At 75.1% G+C, this 22,067-nt stretch carries 15 protein-coding genes; 5 read left to right on the forward strand and 10 right to left on the reverse strand.

Annotated features, from left to right (window positions below):
• Nucleotides 1-33 precede the first annotated feature (33 nt).
• Nucleotides 34-1,458: a type I glutamate--ammonia ligase gene (glnA, locus tag AB0I11_RS10250; protein ID WP_357316503.1), complete on the forward strand. Its 1,425-nt coding sequence runs from the start codon at nucleotides 34-36 to the stop codon at nucleotides 1,456-1,458.
• Between the two features lie 181 nt (nucleotides 1,459-1,639).
• On the opposite strand, the gene mptB (AB0I11_RS10255) is transcribed toward glnA (AB0I11_RS10250), so the two are convergent.
• From mptB (AB0I11_RS10255) to AB0I11_RS10275, 5 genes are all read right to left on the reverse strand, one after another.
• Entirely contained in the window at nucleotides 1,640-3,364 is a 1,725-nt protein-coding gene (gene mptB / locus AB0I11_RS10255; protein ID WP_357316506.1) for a polyprenol phosphomannose-dependent alpha 1,6 mannosyltransferase MptB, read from the reverse strand.
• A gap of 12 nt (nucleotides 3,365-3,376) precedes the next feature.
• Complete coding sequence (mptB, locus tag AB0I11_RS10260; protein WP_357316509.1) at nucleotides 3,377-4,792, reverse strand: polyprenol phosphomannose-dependent alpha 1,6 mannosyltransferase MptB; 1,416 nt, start codon at nucleotides 4,790-4,792, stop codon at nucleotides 3,377-3,379.
• 62 nt (nucleotides 4,793-4,854) lie between these two features.
• Nucleotides 4,855-6,507, reverse strand: coding sequence for a hypothetical protein (locus tag AB0I11_RS10265; protein ID WP_357316512.1), 1,653 nt, complete (start codon nucleotides 6,505-6,507; stop codon nucleotides 4,855-4,857).
• Nucleotides 6,500-9,517 carry a bifunctional [glutamine synthetase] adenylyltransferase/[glutamine synthetase]-adenylyl-L-tyrosine phosphorylase gene (locus AB0I11_RS10270; protein ID WP_357316515.1) on the reverse strand — a complete coding sequence of 1,006 codons (3,018 nt, stop codon included), beginning with the start codon at nucleotides 9,515-9,517 and terminating at the stop codon, nucleotides 6,500-6,502. The genes AB0I11_RS10265 and AB0I11_RS10270 overlap by 8 nt, the downstream gene beginning before the upstream one ends.
• Before the next feature lies 1 nt (nucleotide 9,518).
• Complete coding sequence (locus AB0I11_RS10275) at nucleotides 9,519-10,286, reverse strand: type 1 glutamine amidotransferase (RefSeq protein ID WP_357316518.1); 768 nt, start codon at nucleotides 10,284-10,286, stop codon at nucleotides 9,519-9,521.
• 76 nt (nucleotides 10,287-10,362) lie between these two features.
• Here AB0I11_RS10275 and AB0I11_RS10280 point away from each other — a divergent pair, with 76 nt between their 5' ends.
• A complete protein-coding gene (locus AB0I11_RS10280) occupies nucleotides 10,363-11,292 on the forward strand; it encodes an LD-carboxypeptidase (protein WP_357316521.1) in 930 nt (309 codons plus the stop codon).
• An 11-nt stretch (nucleotides 11,293-11,303) separates the two neighbouring features.
• Here AB0I11_RS10280 and AB0I11_RS10285 read toward each other — a convergent pair whose 3' ends face one another.
• Nucleotides 11,304-12,188 (reverse strand): virginiamycin B lyase, encoded by an 885-nt coding sequence (locus tag AB0I11_RS10285; protein WP_357316524.1) that lies wholly within the window; start codon nucleotides 12,186-12,188, stop codon nucleotides 11,304-11,306.
• A gap of 182 nt (nucleotides 12,189-12,370) precedes the next feature.
• On the opposite strand from AB0I11_RS10285, the gene AB0I11_RS10290 reads away from it, so the two are divergent.
• A complete protein-coding gene (locus tag AB0I11_RS10290) occupies nucleotides 12,371-12,883 on the forward strand; it encodes a hypothetical protein (RefSeq protein ID WP_357316528.1) in 513 nt (170 codons plus the stop codon).
• A 183-nt stretch (nucleotides 12,884-13,066) separates the two neighbouring features.
• Here AB0I11_RS10290 and AB0I11_RS10295 read toward each other — a convergent pair whose 3' ends face one another.
• From AB0I11_RS10295 to glnA (AB0I11_RS10310), 4 genes are all read right to left on the reverse strand, one after another.
• The gene (locus AB0I11_RS10295; protein WP_357316531.1) at nucleotides 13,067-13,438 is read right to left on the reverse strand and encodes a VOC family protein; all 372 of its coding nucleotides are present in this window, start codon (nucleotides 13,436-13,438) and stop codon (nucleotides 13,067-13,069) included.
• Nucleotides 13,439-13,532: 94 nt separating this feature from the next.
• The gene (locus AB0I11_RS10300; RefSeq protein WP_357316534.1) at nucleotides 13,533-16,883 is read right to left on the reverse strand and encodes a hypothetical protein; all 3,351 of its coding nucleotides are present in this window, start codon (nucleotides 16,881-16,883) and stop codon (nucleotides 13,533-13,535) included.
• A gap of 69 nt (nucleotides 16,884-16,952) precedes the next feature.
• Complete coding sequence (locus AB0I11_RS10305) at nucleotides 16,953-17,645, reverse strand: YafY family protein (RefSeq protein ID WP_046568930.1); 693 nt, start codon at nucleotides 17,643-17,645, stop codon at nucleotides 16,953-16,955.
• A 46-nt stretch (nucleotides 17,646-17,691) separates the two neighbouring features.
• Entirely contained in the window at nucleotides 17,692-19,041 is a 1,350-nt protein-coding gene (glnA, locus tag AB0I11_RS10310; protein ID WP_357316538.1) for a type I glutamate--ammonia ligase, read from the reverse strand.
• A 230-nt stretch (nucleotides 19,042-19,271) separates the two neighbouring features.
• Here glnA (AB0I11_RS10310) and AB0I11_RS10315 point away from each other — a divergent pair, with 230 nt between their 5' ends.
• Nucleotides 19,272-21,035, forward strand: coding sequence for an NAD+ synthase (locus tag AB0I11_RS10315; RefSeq protein ID WP_357316542.1), 1,764 nt, complete (start codon nucleotides 19,272-19,274; stop codon nucleotides 21,033-21,035).
• Between the two features lie 132 nt (nucleotides 21,036-21,167).
• Nucleotides 21,168-22,013, forward strand: coding sequence for a 3-methyl-2-oxobutanoate hydroxymethyltransferase (panB, locus tag AB0I11_RS10320; protein WP_357316546.1), 846 nt, complete (start codon nucleotides 21,168-21,170; stop codon nucleotides 22,011-22,013).
• Nucleotides 22,014-22,067: the final 54 nt, after the last annotated feature.

The following is a 22,067-nucleotide window of genomic DNA, read 5'->3' on the forward strand; positions in this document are numbered from 1 at the left end:
CCAGCCACCGGAGTGGACCTGCCAGGAGGACGTGTGTTCGCCAATCCCGAGGAACTCCTGCGATACCTCAAGAACGAGGACGTGAAGTTCGTCGACGTACGTTTCTGTGACCTGCCCGGCGTGATGCAGCACTTCAACCTGCCGGTTGAGTCCTTCGACGACAGCGTCTTCACCGACGGCCTCGCGTTCGACGGTTCGTCGATCCGTGGCTTCCAGGCGATCCACGAGTCGGACATGCTCCTGCTCCCGGACGTCGCCAGCGCCTTCATCGACCCGTTCCGCGGGCAGAAGACCCTCGCGCTCAACTTCTTCATCCACGACCCGTTCACCCGCGAGGCGTACTCGCGGGACCCGCGGAACGTGGCGAAGAAGGCCGAGGCGTTCCTGGCCGCGAGCGGCATCGCCGACACCGCGTACTTCGGCGCCGAGGCGGAGTTCTACATCTTCGACTCGATCCGTCACGAGACCTCCGCGCACCGGTCGTTCTACTACATCGACTCGATCGAGGGCGCGTGGAACTCCGGCCGCGAGGAGGAGGGCGGCAACCGCGGTTACAAGACCGCGTACAAGGGCGGCTACTTCCCGGTGCCGCCGGTCGACCACTACGCCGACCTGCGCGACAGCATGGTCCGCCGCCTGATCGACGCCGGCTTCACCGTGGAGCGTTCGCACCACGAGGTCGGCACCGCCGGCCAGTCGGAGATCAACTACAAGTTCTCCACCCTGCTGCACTCGGCCGACCAGCTCCAGCTCTTCAAGTACCTGATCAAGAACGAGGCCTGGGCCGCCGGCAAGACCGCCACCTTCATGCCGAAGCCGCTCTTCGGCGACAACGGCTCCGGCATGCACACCCACCAGAGCCTCTGGCTCAACGGCGAGCCGCTGTTCTACGACGAGACCGGCTACGCCGGCCTCTCCGACACGGCCCGCTGGTACATCGGCGGCCTGCTGCACCACGCGCCGTCGCTGCTGGCCTTCACCAACCCGACGGTCAACTCGTACCGCCGGCTGGTGCCGGGCTTCGAGGCGCCGGTCAACCTGGTCTACTCGCAGCGCAACCGCTCCGCCTGCACCCGGATCCCGGTCACCGGCGGCAACCCGAAGGCCAAGCGGGTCGAGTTCCGGGTGCCGGACCCGTCCAGCAACCCCTACCTCGCCTTCTCCGCCATGATGATGGCCGGCCTGGACGGCATCAAGAACAAGATCGAGCCGCCGGCGCCGATCGACAAGGACCTGTACGACCTGCCCCCGGAGGAGTGGGGCGACGTCAAGCAGGTGCCGGGCTCGCTCCCCGCCGTGCTCGACGCCCTCGAGACCGACCACGACTACCTGCTCGACGGCGGCGTCTTCACCCCGGATCTGATCTCCACCTGGGTGTCCTGGAAGCGGGCCAACGAGGTCGACCCGGTGCGCCTGCGCCCGACCCCGCACGAGTTCGCGATGTACTTCGACTGCTGACCCGCCAGGGCGACACACACCACAGCAGCGGCCGGGCCGACTCCGCGACAGCGGGGCCGGCCCGGCCGCTTTCCGTGCGCACCGGCCCGAGTCGCGGCCGGGCTTCCTTGATCGACTCCGGTTGCGGCAAATCGGCCTCTCGGCACGGTTCGAAGCCACCGTTTGCCGCAACCCGAGTCGATCAAACCGGGCCGGGCCGGCGGGTGGTCGGAGCGGCCCGGGCGGCCCGGATGGCGGCGGCTGCTGCCGCCAGGACCAGCGCCGTCATCGCGATCGCGCCCGGGGCCTTGGTGAACCGGGCCAGGTTCGTGCCGTCGGGGAGGACGAGCAGCCCGGCCAGCGCGCAGGGCGCCACGAACCAGGCCGTCCGGGCCGGCGACCGGGTCGCCACGGCGAGCAGCGCGAGGGGCCAGACCGCGTACCAGGGGTGGAAGACCGGGGCGAGCAGGACCGTGGCGGCCAGCGCCAGGCCCGCTCCGAGCAGCGCCACCCGGGCCCGGGCCACCGCCGACAGCGAGGCCGACTCCGACGGCGAAGCCGACTCCGGCGGCGAGGCCGGCGTCGACAACGGGGCTGTCGACGCCGCGGGCTCCCGGACGACGCCCGGCCGGCGCAGCGCGGTCCACGACCGCCACCAGAGCGCCACCAGCAGCACGGCGAGCACGGCCAGCGCGACCAGCCGGGCCACCGGCACGGCGTCGGGCTCCCGCCCGAACAGGCCGCCCGCGTAGTCGACGACGAAGCCCACCGCGGTCGGCGGCGAGGTCCACTGCTGCGAGTCGCCGCTGCGCGCCAGGCCGCCCAGCCAGCCGAGGCCCAGCCCGGTGGCGAGCGAGGTGGTCAGCAACGCGGCCAGCGCCCCGCCGGCGAGCCAGGCACCGGCACCCAGCAGCGCCCGTACCGGGGCAACCGGCGCCGCGCCGCCGAGCCCGGCAGCGCCGCGTCGGGGAAACCGGTCCGGCGCCGCGCCGCCGAGCCCGGCACTGTCGCGTCGGGGCAACCGGTCGGGCGCCGCGCCGCCGAGCCCGGCAGCGCCGGCTCGCGGGGAGCGGGTGGGCAGCGCGACCAGCGCGGCGAACGGGAGCACCACCACGGCGACCGCCTTCACCGCCACGGCGAGGCCCAGCAGCGCCCCGGCGAGCAGCAGCACGCCCGGCCGGCCCGGCCGGCGGAGGAGCACCAGCAGCCCGCACAGGACCAGCCCGAGCCCGAGGGCGTCGTTGTGCGCGCCGGCCACCAGGTGCACCCCGACCAGCGGGCAGGCCAGCACCAGCCAGGTCGCCCGCCGGGCCGGCACGCCGGCGGCGTGGGCCAGGCCCGGCAGGCAGAACGCGGCCAGCAGCACCCCGGCCACCGCGACCACCCGCAGCGCCACCAGCGCACCGACCAGGCCGCCCCCGGCCAGTACGGCCAGGCCGGCCAGCAGCACGAAGAACGGCCCGTACGGGGCGGGGGTGTCCCGCCAGATCGGGGGCACCGCGTCGGTCCACGGGCAGCCGGCCGCGGCCACCCCGACGCGGTAGGGATCGGCGCCGTGCGTCCAGGACCAGCCCTGGCAGGCGTACGAGTAGACGTCCCGGCTGCCCAGCGGCGGCGCGGCCAGCAGCGGCAGCAGCCACAGCCCGGCGGTCAGGTACGCCCACCGGGTCGACGGGGCGCCCCAGCGCAGCGACCACCAGGCGCCGACCAGCAGCACCGTGCCGGCCAGCCAGCAGGCCAGGACCGGGGGCCCGTGCGGGGCGCGCCAGAGGTCGGCGAAGCGGGTGACCGGTGGGGCGTCGGGCAGCGCGCCGCCCAGCCAGCCGGCGACGGTCAGCAGCACCGCGCCGAGCAGGCCGGCGTACCGGGCGAGCGCGGCGGCGACCGGCCGGACCGGCCCGTCGGGAAGCGTGCCCGGCTCGCTCACCGGCACCTCTCCTCAGTCGGCTGCCGCCTCGGCGGGGACCGCCTTCCGGGCCGCCCGAGCCGACCGTACCAACCGGACGGTGACCACGATCACCAACAGCGTCATCAGGGGCGCGCCGGGCATCTTGGTCCACCGGGGCAGGCCGAGCCCGTCCGGCAGGATCAGGAAGCAGCCGACGAGCGCGACCACCAGGTACCACTTCTCCCGCACCGCGGCGGTCGCGGCGAGCACGGCCAGCGGCCAGGTCCAGTACCAGGGGTGCACCACCGGGGAGAGCGCCACGGTCAGCGCCAGCGCCAGCCCCGCGTGGTAGAACGGGTCCCGGTGGCGGGCCCGCCACCAGAGCCAGACCAGCAGCACGGCGAGCAGCACCACGGCGATCCCCCGGGTCGCCGGGAGCGCGTCGATGTGCGCGCCGAACGGCACCGCGAGGTAGCCGATGGTCTGGCCGACCGCGGTGGGCGGGGAGGTCCAGGCCACCGCCACGCCGCCCTGGGACAGCCCGCCGACCCAGCCGAAGTCCAGGCCGCCGCCGAAGGTGACCGCGACCACGACTGCGACGGCGCCGCCGACCACCCACCCGCCGTCGCGCACCAGCGTCCGGATCCGGTACGGCCCGACCATCGCGGCCAGCGCGGCGAACGGCACCACGACCAGCGCGGTCACCTTGATCGCCACGGCGACGCCGAGCAGCGCCCCGGCGGCCAGCAGCGGGCCGGGGCGGCCCGGTCGGGACGCCACCAGGGCCAGCCCGGCGACCAGCGCCCCGACCATCAGGGCGTCGTTGTGCGGGCCGCCGATCAGGTGCATGGCGACCAGCGGGCAGGCCAGCGCCAGCCAGACCGCCCGCGCGGCGGGCACCCCGCGGCGCCGGGCGAGCACCGGCACGGCGTACCCGATGAGCGCCACGCCGGCCAGGCTGAGCAGGCGGAACAGCACGATGCTCGCGGTCAGCGAGCCGGTCGCCTTGACCACCGCCCCGGCGATCACCACGAAGAGCGGCCCGTACGGGGCCGGAGTGTCCCGCCAGATGAACGAGACGGTGTCCAGCCACGGGCAGGGCAGCGCGGAGACCCCCTGCTCGTACGGGCTGATCCCGCCGGCATAGCTGGCGCCCTGGCAGGCGTACGCGTAGACGTCGCGGCTGCCGAACGGCGGCGCGACCAGCATCGGCAGCAGCCAGAGCCCGGCGGTGACCAGCGCCCAGCGCACCGACGGCACCCGGTCCCGCAGCGACCACCAGGCCCACGCCAGCAGCGCGGTGCCGACCAGCCAGGCCGCGATGATCAGCGGTCCGTTCCGGCCCTGCCAGGTGCCGACCGGGGTGGGGCGCAGGTTCGCGTGCGGGAACGCGCCGCCGAGGTAGGCGGACAGGGCGAGCAGCGCCGAGCCGGCCAGGCCGGTCCAGCGCGAGAGGTGGTGAGGCACCCCGCCATGCTGCCAGCCCGGCCGGGCGGGACCGACGCTGGGCACCGGGCCGGGGCGCGGGCTCAGCAGTGACCCCCCGGCGTCAGGCTGCTGGAGACGCTGAACTCGCCCGGGGTACGCACCCGCACCTCGGTCCAGCCGTCCGGCCCCGGACGCAGGCATCCGTCGCCGCCGGCGAGGGTGAGCCAGCGGGACCAGCGGACCCGGACCGGAACCTCACCGGCCTGTTCCGCGGTGAAGCGCAGCCGGGCCTGGTCGGCGGCGACCAGCCGGCCCGGCGCGCCGACCAGCGGCGTCGGGTCGACCACGGCGTACAGCCGCCAGTGCGCGTCGCGCCACACCTCGCGCAGGTACGGCTGGCCCGCCTCGATCAGGTCGGCCTCGGCGCGTCCCCACCGGTCCGGCGGGGCGTCGGGGGCGACCGCCACGTACTGGACGGCCTCCCGGCGCAGCCAGTCCGCGTACCCGTCGGCGGTCAGCGGGTCGGCGTAGAAGAGGCCGTTGCGGTCGGTGTCCGCCTGCCGTTCCCAGCCCCGGGCCAGCGGCACGGTCGGCGGCAGGTACGCCGACTCCCAGTGGTCGCGCAGCGGCACCACCTCGACCCGGCCGACCGGCTGCCGCCGGGCCAACTCGTCGGCCAGTGGGCGGTGGAACGCGGGGTCGCTCTCCGCCGCGCCGGCCCGGGTCACGTCGCTGACCATCACCGGGTTCTGCCACCAGACGGTCGCGGCGAGCAGCGCGGCCAGCCACGGCCCGGGCAGTGCGGCGTAGCCGGCGAGGACGGGCAACGCGAAGAGCATGGGCAGCCGCAGCGCGTTGGAGCCGACCGGGCTGGGCAGGTAGAAGGCGGCGACCAGCAGCAGCACGGTGAGCGCCGCGCCGATCCGCAGCACCCGGCGGCGCCGGGGCAGCACGGCGCAGACCAGCACGGCCAGCGCCACGTTGATCCGCATCGACTCGGCCGAGTACGGCTGGGTGCCGCCGTTGCCGAACAGCACGGCCATCGGGGCGAGCGCGAGCGCCGGCGCGAGGCAGAGCACCAGGCTCTCGGCCAGCGGACGGTCCGCCCGCCAGCCGCCCCGCAACGGCCGGCCCGGGCCGTCGCCCCGGCGCAGCCCGGCCAGCAGCAGCGCCGCGCCGGCCACGCCGGTGAAGAGCCCGGCCACCGGGCTGGCCCAGGTGGCGGCGGCGGCGAGCGCGGCGGCCAGGACCAGGCGGGCCGGCCGCCCCGGCCGGTCGGCGCTCACCGCGCCGAGCGCGAGCAGCCCGAAGGCCAGGCCGACGGCGAAGGTGATCCGGCCGCTGGCCAGGTTGCCGACCAGCACCACCGCGCCGAGCACCCCGGCCAGCGCCGGCCGGCGGGCCCGGTGCCGGGCGAAGAGCCAGCCCAGCGCCGCGGCCCCGGCCACCGCGGCGAGGACGCCCAGCGGCCGTACCCCGAGCCAGGCGCCCAGCCGGGCGGTGAAGAGGCTGTAGCCGTACTGGTTGACCCCGCCGTACCAGCCGAGGTCGATCGGGGCCGCGCCGTGGCGGTCGACGAAGCCGGCCCGGGCGACCTGGGCGGCCAGGTCGGTGCCCATCGGCGGGGCGAGCAGGAACGCCACGCCGAGCAGCAGCGCGACGCCGGCCGCCAGCACGCCCGGCCGCCCGATCGTCCGGGGACCGCCGCCGGGCGGGCGGCGATCGGATGGGGCCCGGCCGTGCAGCTCAGGCACCGAGGACCCGCTCCATCGCCGCCCGGGAGCGGCGGCCGGCCCGCAGGTAGTCGTCCAGGAACTCGCCGGGGTCGTCCCGGCCGAGCAGGCGGACCACGCCGGCCAGCTCCACCCCGTGCCGGGGCAGCTGGTCGCCGGCCCGGCCGCGGACCAGCATCAGCGCGTTGCGTACCTGCGCGGCGAGCGTCCAGCCGGCGGCCATCGCGGCGGCGTCGTCCGGGTCGACCAGGCCGGCGTCCCGGGCGGCGGCGAGGGCGTCGAGGGTACGCGTGCCGCGCAGCTCGGGGTGCCGGCCGGCGTGCCGGAGCTGGAGCAGCTGCACCGCCCACTCGACGTCGGCGAGGCCGCCCCGGCCCAGCTTGGTGTGGGTGGCCGGGTCGGCGCCGCGGGGCAGCCGCTCGGTCTCCACCCGGGCCTTGATCCGGCGGATCTCCACCACCTGCTCGCGGGTCAGCCCGTCCGCCGGGTAGCGCACCCGGTCGGCCATCGCCTGGAACTCGGCGCCCAGGTCGGCGTCTCCGCAGACGAACCGGGCGCGCAGCAGCGCCTGCGCCTCCCACACCTTCGACCAGCGGGCGTAGTACTGCGCGTACGCGGCGAGGCTGCGCACCAGGGGGCCCTGCCGGCCCTCCGGGCGCAGGTCGGCGTCGACGCCGAGCGGCGGGTCGGGGGCCGGCGCGGAGAGCAGCCGGCGCAGCTCCTCGGCGACGGCGTGGGCGGCGGCGCTGGACGCGCTCTCCTCGACGCCCGGCGGCGGGTCGTAGACGAAGAGCACGTCGGCGTCGGAGAGGTAGTTCGACTCGTATCCGCCGAGCCGGCCCATGCCGATCACGGCGAAGCGGAGGCCGGGCGGCCCCGGCTGGGCGGCCCGGGCGGTGCGCAGCGCGGCGGCGAGGGTGGCGTCCGCGACGTCGGAGAGGGCGGTGCCGACCGCGCCGATGTCGGCCAGCGTCGGGATCCGGGGGGCGCCGTCGGCCGAGCGGGGCGTGAGCGGGGCGAGCGCGCCGGCCCGGCTGAGCACGTCGGCGCAGGCCAGCCGGACCAGCTCCCGGCGGCGCAGGGCGCGGACCGCCCGGGTCGCCTCGACCGGGTCGTCGTGCCGGGCCGCCGCCGCGGTGAAGCCCTCGCAGAGCACCTCGCGGGGGCGCGGGGTCAGCTCGCTCTCCTCGGCCAGCAGCCGCAGCGCCTCCGGCTCGCGGGCCAGCAGGTCGGCCGCGTACCGGGAGGAGGAGAGCACCCGGGCCAGCCGGCGGGCCACCGGCCCGGAGTCCCGCAGCAGCCGCAGGTACCAGGGGGTGCTGCCGAGCTTGTCGGAGACCTGCCGGTAGTTGAGCAGCCCCCGGTCCGGCTCGGGCGCGTCGGCGAACTCGCTGAGCAGCACCGGCAGCAGGGTGCGCTGGATGGCCGCGGTCCGGCTCACCCCGCCGGTGAGGGCCTGGAGGTGGCGCAGCGCCCCGGCCGGGTCGGCGAAGCCGAGGATCTCCAGCCGGTGCCGGGCCGCCTCCGGGGTGAGCCGCAGCCCTTCGGCCGGCACCCGGGCCACCGACTCCAGCAGCGGCCGGTAGAGCAGCTTGGCGTGCAGGCGGCGTACCTCGGTGGCGTGGGTGACCCACTCGGCGCGGAACTCCTCGACGGCGCTGCGGCCCGGGCTGGCCTGGTAGCCGAGCGCGGCGGCCAGCCAGCGCAGCGCGGCCGGCTCGGTCGGCACGGTGTGGGTGCGGCGCAGGGCCTGGAGCTGCAGGCGGTGCTCGACGCCGCGTAGGAAGCGGTAGCCGCGCAGCAGCGCCTCGCCGTCGGCGCGACCGACGTAGCCGCCGGCGACCAGGGCGCGCAGCGCCGGGATGGTGCCGGGCGCCCGCAGCGACTCGTCGGCCCGGCCGTGCACCAGTTGGAGCAGTTGGACGGCGAACTCGATGTCCCGCAGCCCGCCGGGACCGCGCTTGATCTCGCGTTCCAGCTCCTTGGGCGGGACGTTGTCGATGATCCTGCGGCGCATGGCGCGGACGTCCTCGACCGCCTCCGGGCGTTCGGCGGCGGTCCACACCAGCGGGGCGAGCTGCTCGATCCACTCCCCGGCCAGCGCCAGGTCGCCGGCCGCCGGGCGGGCCTTGAGCAGCGCCTGGAACTCCCAGGTCCGGGCCCAGCGCCGGTAGTAGGCGAGGTGGCTGGCGAGGGTACGCACCAGCGGCCCCCGGCTGCCCTCCGGCCGCAGCGCGGCGTCGACCGGCCAGGCGACCAGCCCGCACACGTGGATCAGCCGGGTGGCCACCTGGGTGGCGGCGGCCAGGTCGTCGTCGGTGGCGGCGACGAAGATGACGTCCACGTCCGAGACGTAGTTGAGCTCGTGGCCGCCGCACTTGCCCATCGCCACCACGCCGAGTCGGGGGCGGGCCGTGCCCTCCGGCAGCTCGGCCGCGGCGATGTCGAACGCGGCGGCCAGGGTGGCGTCCGCGAGCCGGGACAGCGCCGCCATGGTCTGCTCCAGGCCGCGCCCGCCGGTCAGGTCGGCCGCCGCGACCCGCAGCAGCGCCAGCCGGTACGCCTGCCGCAGCACCGGCACCGGCTGCGACACGGCGCTGAACCGGGCGGCGGCGGCCAGGTCGAGCCGGCCGTCGGCGGCCGGGGCGAGCCCGTCCGGGTCGGTGGCCAGCACCACCCACTGGCCCGGGTTGGCGACCAGGTGGTCGCCGAGCGCCGAGGAGGCGCCGAGCACCGCGACGAGACGCCGGCACAGCCCCGGGTCGTCGTGCAGGGCGTCGAGCAGCGGCGCCGGGCCGGCGTCGCGGCGTTCGGCCTCGACGAGGCGGTGCAGTTGGCGCAGGGCCAGATCGGGGTCGGCGGCGCGGGACAGCGCGGTGAGCAGCCCGGCGGCCCGCTCGTCGGCCGGCTCCTGCGCGTCGACCCGCCACAGCCCGAGCCCGCCCGGGCCGAGCAGGTCGGCGGCCCGCACCCCGGCGTCGCCCTCGGCGAAGCCGTAGCGGGCGAGCCGGCCCCTGGTCGGTCGGGTCATCTCAGTGCCCGAGCAGCGGCAGGCTGCGCCGCGGGCTGTCGTCGGTCAGCTCGCCGGTGGCGAGGGCGGCGAACCGGACCGCGAACGGCTGCCAGACCTCCTCCACGTCGGCCATCACCCGGTCGCAGGCGGCCACCACCAGCTCCGGGTCGTAGCCCAGCTCGGCCAGGAGCGTCGAGTCGCGGGCCCAGTCGGCGATCATCGCGGTGTCGCACTCGATGTGGAACTGCAGCCCCCAGGCCCGGTCGCCGAGGCGGAACGCCTGGTGCGGGTAGCGGGTGGAGGCGGCCAGCAGGGTGGCGCCGTGCGGCAGCTCGGTGATCTCGTCGGAGTGCCACTGGAGCACGTCCGGCATCAGCGGCACGTACCGGAAGAGGGGATCGTGCTCGGCGGCGTCGCGCCGGCCCACCACCGCCGGGCCGACCTCGGGCCCGGACGGGCTGCGCTCGACCTGGCCGGCGTGCGCGCTGGCCAGCAGCTGCCCGCCCAGACAGACGCCGAGGGTGGGGACCCGCTGGCGGACCGCCTTGCGCAGCAGGCCCTCCAGGGCGGGGAACCAGGGCGCGCCCGGGCTGCCGTCCGGGCCCGGGTAGGCCTGCTGCTCACCGCCGAGCACCACCAGCGCGGCGTAGCCGTCCAGATCGCCGGGAAGCTCGTCGCCGGCGTGCGGGCGCAGCACCCACAGGTCCAGGCCACCCTCGGTGAGCCAGTCCCCCAGGCGGCGGAGGTCGTCGGTCGGGTCGTTCTCGATCACCAGCGCGGTTGCCACGGCACCGAGGCTATCCGGTACGGCCGACGCGGCCCGGTCCGGCTCGGCGGGGCGGCTGCCCACTAGGCTCCGGCAGGTGCCCACCGACGACTGCCTGCGCCCACCGGTCCTGCGTCCCGGTGATTCGGTGATGCTGGTGTCGCCCTCCGGCCCGACCCGGCCGGAGCGGGTGGCCCGCGGCATCGAGCTGCTGACCGGCTGGGGGTTGCGGCCGGTGCTGGCCCGCCACGCGTATGCCCGGCAGGGCTACCTGGCCGGCGGGGACGAGCTGCGCGCCGCCGACCTGAACGCCGCCTTCGCCGACCCCGAGGTGCGCGGGGTGATCTGCACCCGCGGCGGGTACGGCGCGCAGCGGGTGGTCGACCTGATCGACATGGCCGCGGTCCGCCGCGACCCCAAGGTGGTGGCCGGCTTCTCCGACATCACCGCGTTGCAGTTCGCGCTCTGGCGGGGCGCCCGGCTGGCGAGCGTGCACGGCCCGGGGGCGGCCTGGCTGGACGAGCGCACCCCGCTCGCCTCGGCGGAGTCGTTGCACGCCGCGCTGATGACCACCGAACCGGTGACCGTGCCTGCGGTGCGGGACGAGGAGACGTACGCCGTGCGGGTGCCCGGCCGGGCGACCGGTCCGCTGCTCGGCGGCAACCTCTGCCTGATCACCGCGTCGATCGGCACCCCGGACATGCCGGACCTGACCGGGGCGGTGCTGCTGATCGAGGAGGTGCAGGAGCCGCCGTACAAGATCGACCGGATGCTCACCCACCTGCGCCGCTGCGGCGCCCTGGACGGCCTGGCCGGGGTGGCCGTGGGTCAGTTCACCGAGTGCGCCGACGGCTGGGACACCACGGTCGTCGACGTGCTCACCGACCGCCTCGGCGACCTCGGCGTCCCGGTGCTGGGCGGCCTCCCCGTCGGCCACGGCGTGGGCCAGCTCAGCGTCCCCGTGGGCACCGAGGCCACCCTCGACGCCGACGCCGGCACCCTCACGGTCAGCCCCGCCGTCGCCTGACCCCGGCCGGGTCACGGGATGAGGTGGGCTGCCGCGCCGGTTTCCAGGGCGATCCAGACGGAGTGGTCGGGGGCCACGGTGAGGCCGTGCGGCTCCGAGTGGGCGGTGGGCAGGTCGTGGGCGGTGATCCGGCCGGACGGGTCGAGGTGGCCGATCCGGTTCGCGCCCCACTCGGTGAACCAGCAGCCGCCGGCCGGGTCGGCCACGATGGCGTGCGGCCGGGCGGCCCGGTCCGGCAACGGGATCTCGCTGATCGAGCCGTCCGGGGTGATCCGGCCGAGCTGACCGGCGGCGATCTCCACGAACCAGAGCGCCCCGTCCCCGCCGAGGGTGATGCCGACCGGTCCGGCCGCCTCGGTGGGCAGCGGATGCAGGGTCACCTGACCGTCCAGGGCCACCCGGGCGATCGCGTTCGCCTGGTTGAGGGTGAGCCAGAGCGCCCCGTCCGGGCCGGCGGCCAGCATCGACGGGAAACCCTTGGTGACCGGCAGCGGGAACGTGCTGACCACCCCGTCGACGGTGACCCGGCCGACGGTGTCGTCGCCCATCCCGGCGTACCAGAGGGCGTCGTCCGGGCCGACCGCGAGGCCGCACGGGGCGGTCCCGGCCGGGAGCGCGACGGAGCTGGTCGCGCCGTCGACGGTGATCCGGCCGAGCCGGTGGTCCCCGGAGCGGGTGTACCAGAGCGCGCCGTCCGGACCGGTGGTGATGATCAGCGGCCGGCTCTCCGCCGGGTCGTCCCGGTACGTCCGCACCCCGCCGTCGGCGTCGAGCCGGGCGACACCACCCGAGCCGGCCAGCGTCAGCCAGCAGGCCCCGTCCGGGCCGACGGTGATCCCGTACGGCCCGGCGCCCGCGCCGGTCAGCGGGATCTCCCGGATGTGGGGGGACGTCATGGCGGGCCGCCTTTCCTCGTCGGACCGCCCACCCTGCCGGCCGCGCACCCACCCTCGCAACTGCTTTGTCCGGGTTTTCGGGGCGGATTTCCAGCGGGTTCATAGGGTCGCGATGGGGTTTCCCCAGGTTCGCCGGTCACTGTCGGTGACGTCATCGCACCACCACCGAACAGGAGAATCGCATGAGCCGCAGGATGTCGAAGAAGCATCTGCTGGCCGGCCTGGCCACCGCAGGCGTGCTCGGCGTCGGGATCGCCGCCCCGACGGTGGCGCTCGCCGACGACAAGAACCCCAGCCCGTCGCCGAGCGCCAGCACGAGCACCGACCAGGGCGGCGACCGTCAGCAGCGGCACGCCGACCGGCAGCAGGAGTTCGCCGAGGCCCTCGCCAAGGAACTGGGCGTGTCGACCGACAAGGTCACCGCGGCGCTGGAGAAGCTGCGCGAGCAGCGCCAGGCCGACCGGCCGCAGCGGCCGTCCGCCGAGGACCGGCAGGAGCGGCTGAAGGACCGGCAGGAGCAGCTGAAGGCGCGACTGGACCAGGCCGTCAAGGACGGCAAGCTCACCCAGGAGCAGGCCGACGCGGTCCTGAAGGCCGTCGAGGCCGGCGTCTTCCCGGGCCCGGGCGGGGGCCACGGCCCCGGCGACCGTCCCGGCCACGGCCCCCGCGGCTGGTCCGGCACCGGCGACAAGTGACCCGGGTGGCCCCGCCCCCTCCGCACCGGCCGAACCTCCCTCCCGGCCGGCCCCGGCGGGGCCACCCCGACCCACCCCGGCGCGCGCCTGCCCGCCGCCGGGGCGGACCAGGCCCGGGCCGGGCCCCGGGTGCGGTGGTCGGCGCCCCGGCGGCGACGACCGCACCCGGAACCGCCCGACCGCTCACCCCGCGGGCGGCGGGGTGAAGACGCCGATCCGGTTGCCCGACGGGTCGAGCAGGTGGGCGAGGGTGAGCCCGCTCGGCGCGGTCCGCAGCGGCAGCAGCACCTTGCCGCCGGCCGCCTCGGCCCGCCGGCAGCTCTCCGCCACGTCCGGCACCTCGGCGTAGAAGATCGCGTAGTTCGGCTCGGTCCCGTCGATGCCGCGGATCGCCCCGCCGATCCCCCGCTCCGCACCGGCCGTCGTCTGCCGGTACGACCCCTGCGGGCCGCCCTGCTCCTCGAAGGTCCAGTCGAACAGCTCGGCGTAGAAGCGCTGGACCTCGTCGGGGCGGTCGGTGCCGACCTCGAACCAGGTCACCGGAATGCTGGACATGCTGCCTCCTCGTGGTCGCGCCGGCCGGTCGGCCGGCGCCCTCAGGAGTCAGCCTCCGGGGCCGCCGCGACAGCGTCCTGTCGGTGTTTCCGGCTCAGTTCGGCCCGCCGCCGGGCAGCGGGAGCCCGGGAGACGAGGGCGCGGGCGCAGCGGGGGCCAGCACCAGCGGCCGGATCCGGTGCACCAGGTCCGGGCGGCGTCCGGCCAGCAGCGCGGTCAGCCGATCCGCCTCCCCGGGGCTGAGGTGGTACCGGTCGACCCCGAGTTCCGAGAGCCGCACCAGGGCCTCCACCGCCAACTCCTCGGTGCGCGACCGCCAGGAAGCCTGATCCGCGTGGAGCGCCTTGCGCACCAGCCGGCCAACCTCACGGGTCGCGGGATCGTTCTCGCCGATCACCGCCAGGCAGCAGCGCAGGTAGGCGAACGCGGGTTCGTCGCCACGATGGGCCACGAAGTCGAGCATCCCGAGCAGCTCGACGGCGACCGGACGAGGCACGGCGCGATCGGTGGCGAGCCGGTCGAGCAGCAGCACCGCCAGGTTGTCGAGGTACGCCTCCGCCGCGGCACGGAGTTCGACGAGCAGTGACCCGACGGCGCGGTAGCGATCGACCCGATCGGCCGGATCGACCCCGCCCGACCCGAGCGACATGGTGATCAGCACCTGCGCGACCGACTGCAACGGCCGGTCGGTACCAACGACGAGCATGCCGAGCGCCGGGGGGCACAGACCCAGCACCGGCTCCAGCGCGTGCTGCACCGCGTCACCCGTCACGGCGCACTCGAAGTTCACCATCCGTCGCGTGATCTCGGGCTGCGGCTCGGCCTCCAGCCGCAACCAGTCATGGCCCGGCAACGGCTCCGGCCCGTACGTCCAGGCCAGGTCGAGGTGCGCGGGCCGCCAGGACTCGCCGGCCAGCCCCAACCGGATCTCCCGGCGGGCGCTGTTCCCGACCCGCTCCAGGGCGATCGCGTTCACCAGACTCCGGTACTCCCCTCCGGCGAGCTGCGAGCGCCAGAGCAGGGCCTGCCGGGTCCACTGGCTACGCACGTCCTCCGCTCCGGGAAAGAGCTGCCCACCCGACAGCGCCCCCGCCACGCTGAGCCCCAGGACGAGGAGATTCGCGCTGTAGACGGCGTGCCGCTCGGGAACCGACAGCGCACGCGGCCGGTACGAGGTCGCTTCCGGTCGTGACCGGGCCTGGTGGACGTGCTGGAAGAGACGCAGCACCACGTCCGTGATCTGCTCCCGGTCCTCCTCGGCGCAGGACGGCAGGGCCTCGGTGAGGAAGCCGACGATGGGCGCCCGCCCGGTCAGCGTCGCGTACGACAGCAGGGCGTGCAGCTCGTCGTCGATCGGCGCCGTGCGCAGCATGCTCGCGGCCTCCCGCGCCGCCAGGTCACGCAGCACGAGCGTGATCGTCCGTGCGACCAGGTACTCACCGAAGGTGGCATGCAGGAACTCGTAGGTCTCCGCCCGCCGTTCGCCCCGGACCGCCTGCGCCCGGTGCACGAAGAAGAACCGCCCGAGCACGATCTCGGCGGCCCGTAGCGGCTCCCGGAAGCTGCCGTCGGGCCGCAGCCGCGGCGACTCCCCCGCGAGGAACGGCAGCCCGGCCAGATCCGTCTCCAGTTCCTCCTCGGTGACCCACTGGACGCCCCGGTTGAACATCGCGAAGGCCACCACGGCCAGCCGGCGCAGCTCCGCCTCGGTGGCCCGGGCCAGCTCCCGCTCCGACAGTCCGGTGCGGTGCTTGACCACCTCCCGGCGGGCGAAGCTGCGCAGCAACCGCTCGTACAGCTCACCCCGACCGAGCATGCCGGCCGCGTGCAGGTCGTTGCCGTCGGCCGCGTACAGGGCCAGCATCAGCAGCAGCAGCGGCTGCCCGGCCAGTTCCGGGTGGACCAGCACGGCGGCCGGATCCAGCGGCGGTACGCCCAGCGCCGGAAAGCGGTCGGCGTTGGCGGCGTTCCAGGTGTCCACCCAGCCGGCCACCCGGGGCGGGTCGAACGGCTCCAGCCGCAGCGCGACCGTACGGGCCGGCGGTTTCGCCCGGTCCGCGACGCTGGTGCGGCTGGTGACCAGCACCGCCACCGGCCGGCCCTGGTCCAGCTCGCGCTGCTGGAACGCGGCCACCTTGAGCAGGTAGTCCGTCTGCGTGACGCCGGTGGCCTGGAGCAGCTCGTCGAAGCCGTCGAGCAGCACCACCGGCAGCGCGTCGCCGGCCGAGCGGGCCAGCGCGGGCCAGCCGAGCGCCTCCCCGGTGGCGTCCCGGACCGCCTGCTCGATCTGGTCCTGGAGGTCCGCCTCGAGCCGCACCTCGCGCAGCACCACCCGGACCACCAGGAAGTCGGTGGCCGGCAGTTGGGCGGCGAGCACCCGGGTCAGCACCGACTTGCCGGAGCCGGGCTGCCCCAGCACCAGCAGCGGCACCCGCACCGCCCAGGGCGAGGTGAGGTGCCCGGTCAGGAACTCGGCGAGGTCCTCCCGGACCGGACGCTGCGCCCACCACGCCTCGTCGCTGGGCCGCGACTGCTCGGCCAGCGTGACCACCCGGTACGCCGGCGGCACGTACGCCCCGCCGAGGGTGGGCACCCGGAGCCCGTCCGGCACCTCACCCGAGGTCACGATCGGACGATCGAGCTCCGCCCGGTACCCGCGGGCCAGCGCCTGCCGCGCCTCGCTGGGCGTGCCGCCGGCGCCCATGGCCGCCACCATCTCCCGCAACTCCGCCAGCCCGACCGCGAGGTGCCGCACCTGCGCCCGGGTCGCCGCGTGCTCGTGCAGTCCCGCCCAGTAGCGGACCTCGGCGAAATCCGCCGCCAGGGCGGTGAGCAGGTCCCGATGACGATCGACCGCGGATTCCGGCACCTGCTTCAGCGCCTTCTGGAGCGCGCGCTGCTGATGCGCGACCAGCCGATCACCCAGGGCCAGGCCGGCGACGAACGACGCCACGCCGCCGGCCATGAACTCGTAGTACCGGAGCAGGGTCTCCCGCAGTTCCGGGTACGACATCTCGGGCACGGGCAGCGGCGTGGGCATCTCGAACAGGGCGCGGACGACGCTGCGCCCGTCGGCCGGGCCCGCCCCCGCGAGGGTCAACTGCTCGGACCTGCTCAGCTCCAGTTCGGCGAAGTCGAACGGCAGGTCGGCTTCGGTCAACGCCTCGAAGAACGCGGTCACCGCGATCACCGCGTGCGCCGCCTCCAACCGCTGGGTCCGCCCGTACCGGGACAGGCCGGAGCGCTTCTCCGAGACGCTGCGCACCAGCTCGTGCCCGAGCCGGACGAACTCGGCCTTGGCGTCGAAGATGCCGAGCAGCGCCGGCACCGGCACCGACGCGGCCAGCAGGGCACCACCGGTCAACCGGTCGAACCAGTCGAGGGCCGTGCTCTTCTCGCCGCCCAGCAGGCGTACGGCGTCGGCGTAGCTGAGGTTGTCGGGCACCCGCGTTCCTCCCCCGGGGACGGCAGACCCGCCAGGATCCCGCATCCGGAGCGGAAACGCTGTCGGGTTTCAGACCAGGCTCAGCGGGCGCAGCCGGTCCCGCGGGATGTCGATGTCCTCGGGGCGCAGCTCCCGGGTGACCGGCTCGGCCAGCGGGCGCACCGAGACGATCCGGTCGGTGCGGAAGCAGCGCACCCCGTCGCGCAGCCGGCACCAGGCCACCAGGTACCAGTGGGTCGGGTTGCCCAGGTAGGCCAGCGGCTCCACGTCGCGCAGCGAATCCGTGCCGCCCCGGTCCGCGTACCGCAGCCGCAGCACGCGCCCGGCGGCGACCGCGTCGGCGACGGCGGCCGGGACGGGACCGGCCGGCCCGCGGTCGATCAGGTGCACCCGGCCGGCGAGCCGGTGCGCCTCGGCCACGTCGGCCGGCGGCATCACCGCGACCAGCTTGCGCAACGCCGCGCCGGCGGCCGGGGCGAACGGGGTGCCGGCGAGGCGGTGCAGCGCCACGGCCATCGCCACCGCCTCGCCCGGGCTCAGGTTGACCGGCGGCAGGGTGCGCGACCGGTCGACCACGTAACCGCCGGTGCGGCCCGGCTCGGCCCAGATCGGCACCCCGGCCTGCTGGAGCGCGGTGATGTCCCGCTCGACCGTGCGGGTGCTGACCTCGAAGCGCTGCGCCAGCCAGCGGGCGCTGCGCGGGCGCGGCGACACCGCGCGCAGCTCCTCCACCAGGGCGTAGAGACGGTCCGTCCGGTTCACCCCCCGCACGCTATGCCGGGGGTACGACAGCGCGCGGCCGGTCGGGCTAGAGCGAGAGGTAGCGCTGCCGCTCGTACGGGGTGACCTCGCGGCGGTACTGCTCCCACTCGGCCCGCTTGTTGCGCAGGAAGAAGTCGAAGACGTGCTCGCCGAGCACCTCGGCGACCAGTTCCGAACCGGCCATCACGTCGATCGCCTCGGACAGGTTCTCCGGCAGCGCCTCGTACCCCATGGCGCGCCGCTCGGCGCTGCTCAGCGACCAGACGTCGTCCTCGGCGCCCGGGGGCAGCTCGTACCCCTCCTCGATGCCCTTGAGGCCGGCGCCGAGCATGACCGCGAAGGCCAGGTACGGGTTGGTCGCCGAGTCCAGCGAGCGGACCTCCACCCGGGCCGAGTTCGGCTTGCCGTACGCCGGCACCCGGACCAGCGCGGACCGGTTCAGGTGACCCCAGCAGACGTACGCCGGGCTCTCGGTGATCCGGTCCGGCAGCGCCTGCGGGAAGAGCCGCTTGTACGAGTTGACCCACTGGTTGGTGACGGCGGTGTACTCGCGGGCGTGGGTGAGCAGCCCGGCGATGAACGACTTGGCCACCTTGGAGAGCTTCATCGGGTCGCCGGCGTCGTGGAACGCGTTGCGCTCCCCCTCGAACAGCGACAGGTGGGTGTGCATGCCGCTGCCCGGCTGGTCGGTGAAGGGCTTCGGCATGAAGCTGGCCTGCACCCCGGTGGAGAGCGCCACCTCCTTCACCACGTGCCGGAAGGTCATGATGTTGTCGGCGGTGGTCAGCGCGTCGGCGTAGCGCAGGTCGATCTCCTGCTGGCCGGGGGCCACCTCGTGGTGGCTGAACTCCACCGAGATGCCGATCCGCTCCAGCGCCAGCACCGCCTGGCGGCGGAAGTCCCGGGCCACCGCGTGGGTGGTGTGCTCGAAGTAGCCGCCGGTGTCCACCGGGGTCGGCAGCGAGCCGTCCTGCGGGCCGTTCTCCAGCAGGAAGAACTCGATCTCCGGGTGGGTGTAGAAGGTGAAGCCCTTCTCGGCCGCCTTGGACAGCGCCCGGCGCAGCACGTGCCGCGGGTCGGCCCAGGACGGGCTGCCGTCGGGGAGCAGGATGTCGCAGAACATCCGGGCGCTCTCGCCGCTCACCCCGCCCTCGAACGGGAAGACCTGGAAGGTGGTCGGGTCCGGCATGGCGACCATGTCCGACTCGAAGACCCGGGCGAAGCCCTCGATCGCCGAGCCGTCGAAGCCGATGCCCTCCTCGAAGGCCGCCTCCAGCTCCGCGGGGGCCACCGACACGCTCTTGAGGGTGCCGAGCACGTCGGTGAACCACAGCCGGACGAACCGGATGTCCCGCTCTTCCAGCGTACGGAGGACGAACTCCTGCTGACGGTCCACTTCCACCCCTCGTGACACGTACGTCCGCACCGGTCGGGCCGGTCCGGCCTGACCGCCCAGTCTCCACCGGCCTCGTTACGCCGACGTTACGCCCCCACCCCGCGTACCGTCCTGTCGTGTCCCGCCCCCAGGGACGGCGGCCAGGACGGCCGGTCCGGGCCGCGCCACCGTGGCCGGCGTCTCCCGCGTCCGGCCCGGTTCGACCCGTCCCGCTGGGGCAAGATGAGGGCATGCCCACCCTGCGTCTCGCCCTGTGCCAGGTCAATCCCACCGTCGGCGACATCGCCGGCAACGCCGACCTGATCCGTGCCTGGGCGCGCAAGGCCGCCGACGCCGGCGCCCAGCTCGCCCTCTTCCCGGAGCTGATGCTGACCGGGTACCCGGTCGAGGACCTGGTCTTCCGCCGCTCCTTCGTCGCCGCGTCCCGGGCCGCGCTGGAGCGGCTCGCCGCCGACCTGGCCGCCGACGGGGTCGGTGACCTGCCGGTGCTGGTGGGCTACCTCGACGCGGACGGGCCGCCGCAGGTCAGCTCGGACGCGCAGCCGGGTCACGGGGCGCGCAACGCGGCCGCGGTGCTGCACCGTGGCCGGATCGCCGCCACCTACTTCAAGCACCACCTGCCCAACTACGGCGTCTTCGACGAGGACCGCTACTTCGTCCCCGGGGACACCTTCACCGTGGTGCGCGTCGGCGGGGTGGACGCGGCGCTGACCATCTGCGAGGACCTGTGGCAGGCCGGTGGCCCGTTCGCGGTGGCCCGGCAGGCCGGCGTGGGCCTGGTGCTCAGCATCAACGGCTCGCCGTACGAGCTGAACAAGGACGACATCCGGCTGCCGCTGGTCCGCCGCCGGGCCGCCGAGGCCGGCGCCGCCATCGCGTACGTGAACATGGTCGGCGGTCAGGACGAGCTGGTCTTCGACGGCGACTCGATGATCGTCGACGCGGACGGCACGCTGCTCGCCCGGGCGCCGCAGTTCGTCGAGCACCTGTTGCTGCACGACCTCGAGCTGCCGCCAGCGAAGGAGCCGGTCGACGGTGGGCGGGAACCGGCGGACGGGATGCGGGTGGTCCGGACCAAGGTCAGCGACATCCTGCCGCCGGCGTCCACCGACCAGGTCGCCGTGGGCGGCATCATCGAGCCCGTCGCCGACGAGGCCGAGGTCTGGCACGCGCTCGTGCTGGGCCTGCGCGACTACGTCAACAAGAACCGCTTCCCGTCGGTGGTGCTCGGCCTCTCCGGCGGCATCGACTCGGCGGTGTGCGCGGCCCTCGCGGTCGACGCGCTCGGCGCGGACCGGGTGGTCGGCGTCTCGCTGCCCAGCCAGCACTCCTCCGAGCACTCCCGGGCGGACGCCGAGGAGCTGGCCAAGCGGACCGGCCTGGACTACCGGATCGAGCCGATCCAACCGATGGTGGACGCCTTCCTGGCCAACCTGTCGCTGTCCGGGGTGACCGTGGAGAACCTCCAGGCCCGGGTGCGCGGGGTGATCCTCATGGCGCTGTCGAACCAGGAGGGCCACCTGGTCCTCACCACCGGCAACAAGAGCGAGCTGGCGGTGGGCTACTCCACCCTCTACGGCGACTCGGTGGGCGGCTACAACCCGGTCAAGGACGTCTGGAAGACGCTGATCTGGCGGCTGGCCATGTGGCGCAACGCCGAGGCGGAGCGGCGCGGCCAGACCCCGCCGATCCCGGAGAACTCGATCGGCAAGCCCCCGTCGGCCGAGCTGAGCCCCGGCCAGCTCGACAGCGACAGCCTGCCCGAGTACGACGTGCTCGACCCGATCCTGATCGGCTATGTGGACGGCGACCTGGGCCGCGACGGCCTGGTCGAGTCCGGTCACGACCCGGCGATCGTGGACCGGGTGCTGCGGATGGTGGATACCGCCGAGTACAAGCGACGGCAGTCCGCCCCGGGCACGAAGATCTCCATCAAGGCGTTCGGCCGGGACCGCCGGCTGCCGATCACCAACCGCTGGCGCGAGGACGGCTGACCACGCCGAGCCGGCCGCCGGCCGGCCGCGAGTGAAATCCTCCACTCCGCCCTGCCGCCGCCCGCTCGTCCGGTGCGACGATCGCGGCGGAACCCGGGGACCGCGAAGGCGGCCTCGAGGAAGGAGAGAGTCATGGTGGAGTCCACCCCGGCCGAGGTGACCGCCCTCTACGGCGGGCCGGCCACCCGGCGGGTCCGTACCCGCGACCTGATCGCCGCCAAGGAGCGCGGCGAGCGGTGGCCGATGCTGACCTCGTACGACCAGTACACCGCCGCGGTCTTCGACCAGGCGGGGATCCCGGTGCTGCTGGTCGGCGACTCGGCGGCGAACAACGTGTTCGGCTACGAGACCACCCTGCCGGTGACCGCCGAGGAGCTGCTGCCGCTGGTGCGCGCCGTGGTGCGGGCGACGAAGCACTCGCTCGTCGTCGGCGACCTGCCCTTCGGCTCGTACGAGGAGGGGCCCGCGCAGGCGCTGCGCACCGCGGTCCGGTTCATGAAGGAGGGCGGCTGCCACGCGGTGAAGCTGGAGGGCGGCCGGCGCTGCGCCGCCCAGATCGAGGCGATCGTCGGGGCGGGCATCCCGGTGATGGCGCACATCGGCTTCACCCCGCAGAGCGAGCACACCCTGGGCGGCTACCGGGTGCAGGGCCGCGGCGACACCGCCGAGGAGGTGATCGCCGACGCCCGGGCCGTGGCCGAGGCGGGCGCGTTCGCGGTGGTGCTGGAGATGGTGCCCGGTGAGGTGGCCAAGCGGATCACCGCCGAGCTGGCCATCCCCACCGTCGGCATCGGCGCCGGCCCGGACACCGACGCCCAGGTGCTGGTCTGGCAGGACATGGCCGGCCTGCGCACCGGGAAGGCGCCGCGCTTCGTGAAGCGCTACGCGGACCTGGCCGGGGCGCTGACCGACGCCACCCGCCGCTTCGCCGACGAGGTGCGCGGCGGCGAGTTCCCCGCCGCCGAGCACACCTTCTGAGGTACGCCGGGCGGCGCGGCCGTGCCCCGCGCCGCCCGGCGGCTTCCGCTACGG

The sequence above is a fragment of the Micromonospora sp. NPDC050495 genome (assembly GCF_040655175.1).
Lineage (GTDB): Bacteria > Actinomycetota > Actinomycetes > Mycobacteriales > Micromonosporaceae > Micromonospora.